Raw genomic sequence first — 11,924 nt, 5'->3', positions numbered from 1 at the left:
TCCGGTTCCTAGCCTCGTGAGCATGGTCCACCACCCATCCGAGGGGGACGAGGAGCCCGGCGAGCCGCTCCTGTCACCGGATGCCGTCGACAACGCCGACAGCCGTCCCGATGCGACACCGGGAACGGCCGACCCGGCGCGCGCCGACGACCGGACCGCCGAACACCGCAGGCGTGACGGCTGGTTCCCGGTGTGAGCCGGAAACCCCTTCAGTACCCACCGGTTCAGAGCGAAAGTGAGAGTTCTCCATGAGAGCGTCACCGATATCTCGGTTGTGGACGGCGGTGGTCGCGTCCGTGCTCGTGCTGGGCAGCGTCCTCGCCACGACACCGACGGCCACCGCCGCACCACCACCAGCGGATCCGGAAGTGGCCGCGTTGGCGAAGGTCGAGGACACGCTGGAGCGGAGGTTCGCCAACGCGCCGGGTAAGCCGCAGGACTTCCTGGTCTCCTTCCAGGAGAAGGCGGACCTGGCCGCCGCCGGCCGAATCGCCGACTGGGACGAACGCGGGCAGGCCGTCGTCACGGCGCTGAGACGGACGGCTGAGACCAGCCAGTCCGGGGTGACGTCCATGCTGCGCGCCCGAGGCGTCGACTTCGAGTCCTACTGGATCTCCAACGCCGTGCTGGTGCGCGAGGGCACCCGGGACGTCGCCACCGCACTGGCCGCGCGCTCGGAGGTCATGCGACTGGTGGCGCCGATGACCTACGACATCCCAGCCCCGGTCGAGCAGACACCGGCCAGCCCCGCGCCCCAGGGCGTGGAGTGGGGGATCGCCAACATCAACGCCGACGACGTCTGGGCGTCGGGCATCGACGGCAACGGCATCGTCATCGGGAGCCTCGACACCGGCGTCGACGACAGGCATCCGACGCTGAGCCACCAGTACCGCGGCCGCGGCGCCGACGGCAAGTTGTCCCACGACTACAACTGGTTCGACGCCGCCGGCCTCTGCAAGTACGGCCCGTGCGACAACCACGGCCACGGCACGCACACCACCGGCACGATGGTCGGTGACGACGGCGCCGGCAACCAGATCGGGGTCGCGCCCGGTGCCAAGTGGATCGCCGCCAACGGCTGCGACCCCTGCACGGTCCAGAACCTCCTGGCCGCCGGCCAGTGGATGCTGGCCCCCACCCGGATCGACGGCACCGAGGCAGATCCGTCGCAACGGCCGCACATCATCAACAACTCGTGGGGCTCGACGCAACCGTCGTTCGACCGTTGGTACGACGACGTCGCCGGCGCGTGGGACGCCTCGGGCATCTTCTCGGTCTGGGCCAACGGCAACAACGGCCCCGGCTGTATCACCTCCGGCGCGCCGGGCTCACTCACCGAGCGCTACTCGGTCGGCGCCTACGACGTGAACAACCAGATCGCGGGCTTCTCCTCGCGTGGTGCGGGCGAGAACGGCGCCATCAAGCCGAACATCGCGGCACCCGGGGTGAACATCCGCTCCGCCGTGCCGGGCGTCAGCGGAGAATACGCGTTCGCCAACGGCACTTCGATGGCCGCTCCGCACGTCACCGGGGCGATCGCCCTGCTGTGGTCGGCCACGCCGAGCCTGATCGGTGCCCTGCCGTTCACCCGCAACCTGCTCGACCTGTCCGCCCGGGACACCGAGGACCTGCAGTGTGGTGGCACCGCGCAGAACAACAACGTCTTCGGCGAGGGCCGGCTCGACGCCCAGGCCCTGCTGACCAACACCAAGATCGGCACCGCGGCCGGCACCGTGACCGACTCGTCCGGCGCACCGATCGCGGGGGCGCGGATCGAGCTGACGGGCGGAACCCCCGAGGCGCCCATCCAGCGCACCGCCGAGACCGGCGCGGACGGCACCTACCAGCTCGGCCTGCCGATCGGTGAGTACAACGCCACGGTCACCGCCTACGGCTTCGTCGGCGACCAGGGGAGCGTGACCATCACACAGGACACCACGACGGTGCGGGACTTCGCGCTCACCGCGGCGCCGATGGTCACCGTCTCCGGCCGGGTCAGCGACGGGTCCGGGCACGGCTGGCCGGTGCACGCGGCGCTGACGTTCCCCGGGTACCCCCACAACCCCGTGTACACCGACCCGGCGACCGGCGACTACAGCCTTCGGCTGCCCGCGACCGAGTACGAGGTCACCGTCGACCCGGTCGACGACGGCTACCCGACGAGCACGAGCCTGCTGCGCACGGACGGCTCGGACACCCGGTTCGACCAGCGGGTGATCGTCGATCCCGAGACGTGCACCGCGCCGGGCTACGGGTGGAACGGCGCGGAAACCAGGTTCACCCACTGGGACGGCGCCACCGCGCTGGACGGCTGGCAGCTGTCCGGCAAGGGCGGAACGTGGCGCTTCGACAACCCCGCGCACCGACCCCAGCCGGGGCTGGACAACCGGTTCGCGATCGCCGACCCCGCCGCCGAGGACACCCGGTCGATGTCCACGACGCTGACCTCCGAACCCGTGGACCTCAGTGGACAGACCGATCCCGTGCTGAGCTTCGACACCCGGTACCTGGGGGCCGCGCGCCAGCAGGCGGCGGTGGAGTACTCGACGGACGGCCGCCGCTGGAGTCCCCTGTGGACCGGCGGGTCCGGATCGGTCTACGGGGCGCAGTCGGTGTCCCTGGCGCAGGCCGAGCGGGTGCGGATCCGGCTGACCTTCACCGGGCGTGGCGGCGGCTACTGGGCGGTCGACAACCTGTTCGTCGGCACCCGTACCTGCGTGCCGCACGCGGGCGGGCTGCTGGTCGGTGAGGTGACCGACGAGTCCGGGAAGCCGGTGCCGGGCGCGGAGATCGGGGTCGCCGACAGGTCCGAGATCCACGTCGTCAGCCGGGAGTTCCCGGACGACGCGAGCTCGCCGGACACCGCCCGCTACCGCCTGTTCGTGCCGGCGGGGTCCACCCGGGTCACCGCCACCCGCGACGGCCACACCCCGGTGACCGACGACGTGACGGTCACCCGTGACGGGGTCACCATCCACGACTTCCAGCTCCACCCGGAGGCCTGACATGCGACACACACCACCACCCAGACCTGGCGCCGGTCGCCGGATCCTCGTGGCCGCGGCCATCCTCGGCCTCGCCGCGACCGGCACCGTCACCGCCGCCGCTGCCGAACAACCCTCGGGCGCGCTGACCCTCGACGAGCCGAACGCCGCTGTCCTGATGGGCGACCGCACGGTCACCCTGCTCACCGGGGAGCGGATGACCGTGAGCGGCGACCCGAGTGGCCGCCTGTCGGTGACCGCGCTCGGCGGCCCGACCGTGGACCCGCTCTCGGCCGACGGCCCGGCGGGCGCGTCCGATCTTCAGGTCACGGGAATCGAGGCGCCGGGCAGGCCCATGGTGCTCAGCGCGGTGCCGCCGTCGGCGACCGCGTTGGTGGACTCCGGCGTGGTCGACCGCCGGTTGTTCGACCTCAACGCCCTCGCCACCAGCGGGTTCGGCGTCACGAGCACCCCGGTCACCGTGCACTTCGCCGGCGTGGCGACCGCGGCCGACTCGCAGCGGTTGGCCGAGGCGTTGCCGGCCTCCAGCTACGTTTCCGGCACCGCCACCTCCGGCCGGGCCACCGTGTCCGTTCCGGTCGGCGAGAGCGAGTCCTTCTGGGACGCCGTCACCACGCCCCGGACGTTCGACCCGGCCACCCCGGAAGGCCAGGCGTGGGCGCACAACCGCGACGGTGCCCCTCGGGACCTGGCCGAGGGCCTGGCCGGCCTGACCCTCGACGGCTCACCGCTGGCGGTCGCGCCGACCAGCACCGTCCCCACCTACACCCTCACCGTGCGGCTGCACGCCAGCGCGGACCCGGGCCGGTGGGTGCATGGTGAACAACTCGGTGTCTTCTTCACCGGGACGGCGGCCCCGCTCATCGGGGTGACCGGCCCCAAAGCCGGCACCCTGACCAACCCCAGCATCACCTGTCTCGGGGACAGGCCCCAGTGCGCCACCGTGGTCATGACCTACGCGGTCCCGGTCGGTGTCTACTACCTGAACGGGCACTTCCTCGACTATCGCGACACGACGGCCCACACCACCTACTTCCACGAGCCCGAGCTGGCGGTGAACAGCGACCGCGTGATCGACCTCCACATGGACGACGGCATGTGGATCGACCCGCGCACTCCCCGGCCGAGCGATCCCATGGGTTACGGGATCGACTCGATGCGGACCCTTCCGAACGGCCTGCGCATCTACAACATCTCGACGGCCAACGAGGACAACAGCAGCTCCGGTCACTACCTCGCGCCCACGAAGCAGCCGGCGCGCACCGGGGCGTTCAACATGCAGCTCACGAGCGAGTGGCACGAGCCCTACGTCACGCTCACGACCGACCGCGGCCTGAACCTGCGCGCGGCCTACCCGAACCGCCGGCACGTCCTGGGGGTGGCGGACTATCGTCCCGAGCTCAGTCTCCGCAACACCGACCTCGAGGTGGTCGACGTCGGAACCGGTACCCCGGCCGACTTCGCGGACGTCGACGTCAACGGCAAGCTCGCGGTCCTCGGTTTCGACCCGGACCAGCAGATCGCGTGTGGCGTGGAGAAGCAGGTGATGGACCGGGCGAGCGCCGCCGGGGCGGTTGCCGTCCTCGTCGACCCTCGTAGCGACAGAACCTTGGTCGACGCGTGCAACATCTACTGGTCGATGCCCATCCTGGAGGACGGACAACCGGTCGACTCGGACCTGCCGCTGATCTCCGTCATGCCCGACGAGGTACGACAGCTTCGCGAGCAGCTCACCGAGCGGCAGGTCACGGTCCGCGTCGACAGCCCCGGGCGCGCGGGCATGAGCTACATGTACGAGCTCGGCCAGCACTTCAGCGGGGGCATTCCGGCGTCCATCGACCAGACGGTCTCCGAGCGTCGGTTGGCGACCCGGAACACGTCCCTGCACGGCCCGGCCGGGAAGGGGAACGTCCTGGGGCTGCACGCCTTCAGCCCGGGCTTCAACCTGTCGGTCAACTGGGCGATGGAACTGGCCCCCAGCCAGACGCCAGGACGATCCGTGACCGAGTATGTGTCGACGTCACCGGACGTGCGCTGGCACCGAATGTGGACCAGGTACGACACGGGTGTCGCCCAGTTCTGGGAGAGGTCCATGGAGATCGTCCGGACGCCCGAGACCCGAACCGAGAGGTGGTTCAACCCGTCGCAGTCCGTCGGACCGGTGGCCGTTCCGGACGACCTCGGTTCCTGGCCCGACTGGGTCTACTGCAGCTTCTGCCGCAACGGTGACGCCCTGTCGCCGGTGACCTACATCAACCATCCCGAGCCCAACCACGAGAGCTCGATGGGATACTTGCCCGACACCGTGCTCACCGACGGCAACGGCCAGCCGGTACCCCTGAACACCGACGACCCCCGCCTGCCGGTCTACCAGCTCGCCGCCGAGGAGCAGCGGTACACGCTGGAGAGCACGATGCCCGGCGGTCACTGGTTCCAGTGGCGGTTCACGTCGGGACATGTCGCAGGCAACCAGCTGCCGCCCGGCACCATGTGCCTGGAGGACTACTCCGGTCGGGACTGCGGGGCGCCGCAGCCGTTGATCTACCTGCGGTACGCCGCCCCCGTCGACGCCGGGAACACCGCCGCCGCGGGAACCCGGCACACGGTCACCGTCACCCCGTACCACCAGGCCGCCGACGGCCCGGCGATCCGTGAGGTGGCCACCCAGGTCAGCTTCGACGGCGGCACCACCTGGGCCGACGCCAGGATGCGGTCACACCGGGACGGCACCCGATCGGCGATCTTCACCGTGCCGGCCCTCGCCGACACCGACGGCCACGTCACGCTCCGCACCACCGCCACCGACGAAGCCGGCAACAGCACCACCCAACTCCGCACCCACGCCTACGCCCTGCGCTGACACCAGGAGGAGACGAACCCGTGCCGGTCTGGTCATCCAGACCGGCACGGCTCCTGTTCACAGTCGACCGCGGCGGAGTTCGATCCCGTCGAGGATCGTGTCGAGTCCATGGTCGAAGCCGTTGTCGGGTGCTTGGCCGTAACCGGTGCCGGACGCCTGCTGCGGTTCAGCAGCCCTGTCTGGTGCAGGTGGTGCCGAGCAGGAAGTTACCGTTGACGTCCCACAGGGCCACGTAGACGTAGGTGTAGCCACCCGGATAGTCGCAGTTCAGGGAGAATCCGAACGGGCGAGTCGTGTTGACCGACGCCGTTCGTGTTTCCAGTGGTGAATAGCAGTAGGCGGACTCGCCACGGAACCGAGCCTGTTTTCCCGTGGACCGCGCCTTGACCGAGCCCGAGATGTAGACGCTGCGGTTGTACCACGTGATGGAGCCGGTGAGGACGCTCTCGCCATATTTCAGGGTGTACGGTGTGACCGGATAGGCGGCCGGCGTGCTCGCACTCGCCTGACCAACCGCGGGGGCCGTGAATATCGCCATCACCGCGAGCATTGACGCGATCAGGCCGCCAACTACAGATCGTCTCAGTCCCATCAGAGAATATCACCTTTCAGTTCGAAAATCGCACGGACCTTTTCTGTCGCCTTCGCCGCGTTATCCGAACACACACCATGTTCGGGTGGAAGAAAGTTCGGTATGTTCATGTCGTTCGCCCTCCGAACGCAGGTCACGGGGTATGGGGGTCGCGCGGGCGAACGGGCGCGAACGCGGAGAGGGGCCAGCACCATGGGCGACGACCAGCCAGCCAACACAGCCGAATTCCGGCAGCGGATGCGGCGGCTGCGGTCGGACTGCGGCAACCCGACGCAGGCCCAGATGCGTCAGGTCATTGCCACCTTCGACGTGGACCGGCTCGCCCGCGCCACCCTGTCGGAGTTCTTCAGTGACGCCCGTGCGCACAGCCTGCCCAGGTGGGGGTTCGTGCGTTCCTACGTGGCCGCGTGCCTGCTGCACCATGGCACCCCGCCACGCGCCGTCCCCGAACAACTCGAGACCTGGGCCGACTGGTGGACCACCCTGGCCTCCGCCCGGAACAGGTCCGACACCGGCGCCGCCCAGGAGGAAAACCGACACGTCACACGGAATCCGCCCACGACCGCTGACACGGTGGACCTGGAGGCCGTGGTCGGTACCGACCAGGTGGACGCCACCCAGGAGGCCGATTCACCGGTCCCCGCGCAGCCCCGCCGCCGACTCCGCACGATCATGGTCATCACGGTCGGCGCCGCCGTCGGCTTCGGTGCCGGCCTCGCGGTGACCAGTGAGTGGTGGCGTGCGTCCCCGGGCCCCGACCCGTCGCTGGCCTACGGAATCTGCGCGGAGGCCATCGGGCCGTCGAACCGGGTTGGCCACATCGCCCTGCTCGCTGACACAGGTCCGCACGGCACACCGGTCCAGGACCGACTCATCGAACTCCGCGTCCAGAAACACCCGGACCGCGACTGGATCACGTGGGCCTACCTGGCGCGCGGTCCGTCACACCTCGACCGTCTCTGGCTCGACTGGAGCTATCTCGAGGACCCTGGTGACGAGCAGGCCAACTTCCGCCGGTGCGGTGCACAGCCCGTGAGCGAGGGACGCGGCACACCCGGCGTTCTCGTCACCGACGAGTCCGGTCGTCCCCGCTGGTTCCGAGCCTGTGGGCAGGTCCCGGCCGAGGACCGCGCCCCCGACCGCTCCGGAACGTTCTGCACCAACTGGACCCGGCCACGCACCTCCTGACCGGATCCGCCGCGATGCCCGGCCCCGTTCGGTGCGGCGTCCACGCTCCGGTCGGGTGTCGGTACCCCGTTAAGCTGGTAACAGACAGTCACGGCGGAGGTACGTGACCGTCGGTGTCCAACCGGCTGGAGGTCCTGGGTGCTGCACTACCGGTTGTTCGTGGAGGTGAATGATCCCCCGGGGGAGGTGGAGAAACGTGCCAGCGAGCAACTGCACTCATGGGTGCGGTCGAATCGCCTGGACGCGGACGCTCTCACCGTGGGACGCGAGGTGTCATTGGGGCCGGCCGCGACGGGGTCGCTCGCGGAGGTCGCCTACGGCAGTGGGGACCGGTTCCTGCGGGCGGTGATCCGGGAGGGCAGGAACACGGGGACCTGGACAACTCGGCTCACCGTGCACACTCCTGTCAACGGACGCACGAAGCCGTGGCTGTGGCTTGATCTCACCGGTCCTGATCGCGTTCAGGGCAAGCCGCCGCGTTTGTCCCGTGATCTGTTGGGCGTGTTCAACGCGACCACCGGCAGCGTCCGACAGGGCCAGGCACAACTCGTGCAGGATGTCGATGAGGTCCGCGACCTTGTCGAAGCTGTCTGCGACCCCGCCCGCCGCACGCTGATCTTCGTCGCGGGCTCGGACCCGCGACTGCCGATGCCCGCCTGGACCAGGCATGTGCGGACACTGCTGCGGGACACCGTGGGCCTGGCCGGCGGCTACGTGCTCACTCCTGCCGCCACCGCCGAGTTCAACAACGCGATCGGCCCTGTGCACGCGGTCAATCCGTGGACGCTCCGCACGTTCCGGTCGGGCGTTGAGCCGGATGACGACGAGGACGGACGCCGGCACAAGATTCTCAGTCACGAGCGGATAGTCGCCGACTCCACCAGCCGCCTTGCCTACTTCCTCGGCCGGCGGGCGCGAGAAGCCGCGCTGGACACGCCGTTGCCGCCGATCGCGACCCGGGTCGACCGCGCCTTCGCCGAACGGATCAACGCCGATCTCGTCGCCTCGCTCGGGACCACGGACGACGCGGTGCCCACCGACCGGCTCCAGCTGGCGGTCACTCGGCCCGAGACGGTCACCACCGTCACCCTTCCCGGTGGCATGCTCCCCGACGCGGTTGACGAGCATCAGGGGGACAGGGCCGACGAGTCCGGCCGCACCCCTGACGGTGACCCGCTTGTCGAGTCAGGGCCTCCTGACGTGACCACCGGTGCGCCAACCCACACGGACCCGGTGTTACCTGAGGGGGCCCCCACCGTGTGGCAGGCGCTCGAGCGAGTGCTCGGTGATGGACCCCTGACTGTCGAGCGTGTCATCGAGTGGGGCACGTTCGCTGAGCGCGGCCGCCGAATCGCATCCAACAGGGAAGCGATCGCCTCCCATCTGGATGCCTACGAAACGCGCGTGACGATGCTGGAGGCCGAACGGGGCGAACTGCGCCGACGGCTGCAGGACAGCCAGCTCGAGATCGCCGTCGCCGAGGATGAGCACGCCCGTGCCGCGGCCGAGGTACGACGCCTGCGGAAGCTGCTCGTCAACTCCGACCAGGCCGCCCAGGTCTGGATCCCCGACGAGGCCACCGAACTGTCGCTCAAGCAACGGCCCCAGGACTGCGAGGACCTCGCGAGCAAGCTCGACACCTGGCACCACATCACCTTCACCGGTGAGGTCGACGAACTCCTCGACCTCGACCAGCACGACCAGGCCGGCGGCTGGGCCGGAAAGATCTGGGACGCCTTCGGCGCGCTCGAGGACTATGCGCAGGCTGTCCTCAACAGGACGTTCGACGGCAACGTGCACAATTACCTGAGTGACACCCCCGCCGGTCTGCGTACCTTCTCCGCCACCCGGCACGCCAACGACGAGAGTCCGCAGGTACGGAACAGCTCCAAACTGGCCTCGTTGCGAACCCTGCCGGTGCCGACCGAGGTCGACCCGAGCGGGACGATCTTCATGGGTGCGCACTTCAAGATCGCCCAGAGCGGCATGATCAGCCCGAGGCTGCACTACCACAACGACATTCGTGGGACCGGCCGGATCTATGTCGGTTACATCGGAAAACACTTGCGCAACACCCAAACCAACTGAGCGCGCGAGGACATCCGTCGGCGGCCTGGTTTGACGTTCGGACGCGGGGATGGCCCCGCCCGTGCGGGCGGGGCCATCCCTTCGGTCAGCCGGTCACGGTCCGGGTCGGCGCCGGGGCGTACCCGGCGGGCCGGGCGGTGAACGTGCCCCGGCCGTGGGTCCGGCTGCGCAGGCGGTCCGCGTAACCGAACAGCTCGGCCAGCGGCACGATGGCGGTGATCGTCACCGTGCCGGTGCGTGTGGTCGAGGCCGTGACCCGGCCGCGGCGTCCGGCCAGGTCGCCGAGTACGCCGCCCATGGCGTCCTCGGGAACGGTGACCGCGATCTCGGACACCGGTTCGAGCAGCGCGATCACCGATGCGCGCAGCGCCTCCCGCAGCCCGAGTTTGCCCGCGGTCCGGAACGCCATTTCCGACGAGTCCTTCGGATGGGTGGCGCCGTCGGTGAGGGTGACTCGCAGTCCGGTCACGGGGTGGCCGCCGAGCGGCCCCTCGGACAGGGCGTCGCGGCACCCCGTCTCCACGGCACGGATGTACTCCCGCGGCACCCGGCCGCCGACGACGGCCGACCGGAACACGAAGTCGTCGTCGCAGGGCGCCAGGTCGAGCACGACGTGGGCGAACTGGCCCGCGCCGCCGTCCTGCTTGACGTGCCGGTACACCAGCCCGGACACCCCGGACACGACCGTCTCCCGGTAGGCCACCTCCGGCCTACCGACGTTGATCTCCAGACCACGGCTGCGCCGGATCTTCTCCACCGCGACCTCCAGGTGCAGTTCTCCCATGCCGGACAACACGGTCTGTCCGGTCTGGGTGTCGTTGCGCACGGTCAGCGAGGGATCCTCGTCGACCAGTTGGGCCAGCGCCGCCGCCAGTCGTTCGGTGTCGGCGGACCGTCGCGTCTCGACCGCGACGGACACGACCGGTTCGGTGACCGTCGGCGGTTCGAGGAGTACGGGTGCCGACTGTGCGCAGAGGCTGGCGCCGACACGGGCGGTCTTCGGACCGACGAAGGCGACGATGTCACCCGCGCTGGCCTCCGCCAGTTCCGTGTGCCGGTCCGCGTGCACCCGCAGGATGCGCGCGATCCGTTCCTTGCGTCCGGTGCCGGCGTTCACAACGGACTCTCCTTTTCGGATCGTGCCCGAATAGATTCGTGCGTACGTCAGCCGCCCGGTGTCCGTCGCGACCACCTTGAACACGAGACCGGCGAACGGCGCGCCGGGGTCCGACGGTGCGGGCAGGTAGTCGACGACCGCGGACAGCAGTGGTTCGACCCCGCGGTTGCGGTACGCCGAGCCGCACAGCACGACCACGCCCTCACCGCTGCGGGTCAGGTCCCGCAACGCTGCGGTCAACGTCGCGGCGGACACCGCCGAGTCCGCGTAGAACTCCTCCAGCGCCGCTGGATGTCGTTCCGCCACCGCCTCGTCGAGCTGGTGTCGTCGTCGCCGTGCCTCGTTGGTCAGCTCGGCGGGCACGGGACCGTCCACCATGGTGTCGTCGACCCACCGCAACGTGCGCATCCTGATCAGGTCGACCACACCGGTGAACCCGTGCTCGCTGCCGACAGGCAGCTGGACCACCAGCGGTGTGGGGTGCAGCCGTTGCCGGATCGACGCGACGGCCGCGTCGAGGTCGGCACCCGCGCGGTCCATCTTGTTGACGAACGCGATCCGCGGCACGCCGTGCCGGTCCGCCTGCCGCCACACCGACTCGCTCTGCGGCTCGACGCCAGCGACCGCGTCGAACACCACGACCGCGCCGTCGAGCACCCGCAGGGACCGTTCGACCTCGTCGGAGAAGTCGACGTGGCCGGGGGTGTCGATCAGGTTGATCCAGTGGTCGTACCACGCACAGCTCACGGCCGCGGCGAAGATGGTGATGCCGCGGTCGCGTTCCTGCGAGTCGAAGTCGGTGACGGTCGTGCCGTCGTGGACCTCGCCGCGTTTGTGGGTCGTACCCGTCGCATAGAGGATCCGTTCGGTGAGGGTGGTCTTGCCCGCGTCGACGTGGGCGAGGATGCCGAGGTTGCGGACAGCGTCAAGCGATCGCACGAGAACTGGCCTTTCGAAAGGTGATCCGGGGTCAGCGCGATTCACGTGACCACGCGCGCACCGGCCCGTACGGGCACGGCGCGCTCGCCTTCACCGGTTCCGGTACCGGCCGCGCAGCGGGCACCGAAGGGACGA

Annotated in this window: 7 protein-coding genes; 5 read left to right on the top strand and 2 right to left on the bottom strand. The window is 69.6% G+C overall.

Annotated features, from left to right (window positions below; translation table 11 throughout):
- Window positions 1-22 precede the first annotated feature (22 nt).
- The 3 genes from BLA60_RS43360 to BLA60_RS17970 are packed head-to-tail and all read left to right on the top strand — an operon-like array spanning window position 23 to window position 5,865.
- Complete coding sequence (locus BLA60_RS43360; RefSeq protein WP_154814430.1) at window positions 23-196, top strand: hypothetical protein; 174 nt, start codon at window positions 23-25, stop codon at window positions 194-196.
- A 52-nt stretch (window positions 197-248) separates the two neighbouring features.
- Window positions 249-3,005 carry a S8 family serine peptidase gene (locus BLA60_RS17975; protein ID WP_084735051.1) on the top strand — a complete coding sequence of 919 codons (2,757 nt, stop codon included), beginning with the start codon at window positions 249-251 and terminating at the stop codon, window positions 3,003-3,005.
- A 1-nt stretch (window position 3,006) separates the two neighbouring features.
- Complete coding sequence (locus BLA60_RS17970) at window positions 3,007-5,865, top strand: hypothetical protein (protein WP_154814429.1); 2,859 nt, start codon at window positions 3,007-3,009, stop codon at window positions 5,863-5,865.
- Window positions 5,866-6,031: 166 nt separating this feature from the next.
- Here the strand turns inward: BLA60_RS17970 and BLA60_RS17965 are convergent, their stop codons facing one another.
- Window positions 6,032-6,415 carry a hypothetical protein gene (locus BLA60_RS17965; protein WP_245812039.1) on the bottom strand — a complete coding sequence of 128 codons (384 nt, stop codon included), beginning with the start codon at window positions 6,413-6,415 and terminating at the stop codon, window positions 6,032-6,034.
- A 324-nt stretch (window positions 6,416-6,739) separates the two neighbouring features.
- Between BLA60_RS17965 and BLA60_RS17960 the strand changes: the two genes are divergently transcribed.
- Both BLA60_RS17960 and BLA60_RS17955 read left to right on the top strand, forming a co-directional pair.
- Window positions 6,740-7,645 carry a hypothetical protein gene (locus tag BLA60_RS17960; RefSeq protein WP_154814428.1) on the top strand — a complete coding sequence of 302 codons (906 nt, stop codon included), beginning with the start codon at window positions 6,740-6,742 and terminating at the stop codon, window positions 7,643-7,645.
- 138 nt (window positions 7,646-7,783) lie between these two features.
- The gene (locus BLA60_RS17955) at window positions 7,784-9,733 is read left to right on the top strand and encodes a hypothetical protein (protein ID WP_075134068.1); all 1,950 of its coding nucleotides are present in this window, start codon (window positions 7,784-7,786) and stop codon (window positions 9,731-9,733) included.
- Between the two features lie 85 nt (window positions 9,734-9,818).
- Here the strand turns inward: BLA60_RS17955 and fusA are convergent, their stop codons facing one another.
- A complete protein-coding gene (fusA, locus tag BLA60_RS17950) occupies window positions 9,819-11,789 on the bottom strand; it encodes an elongation factor G (protein ID WP_084735050.1) in 1,971 nt (656 codons plus the stop codon).
- Window positions 11,790-11,924 lie beyond the last annotated feature (135 nt).

Origin of the sequence: Actinophytocola xinjiangensis, assembly GCF_001921215.1 — a bacterium.
Classification (GTDB): domain Bacteria; phylum Actinomycetota; class Actinomycetes; order Mycobacteriales; family Pseudonocardiaceae; genus Actinophytocola; species Actinophytocola xinjiangensis.
Note: the sequence above shows the minus strand (reverse complement) of the source record. Positions and strands in the feature narration are given on the sequence as shown.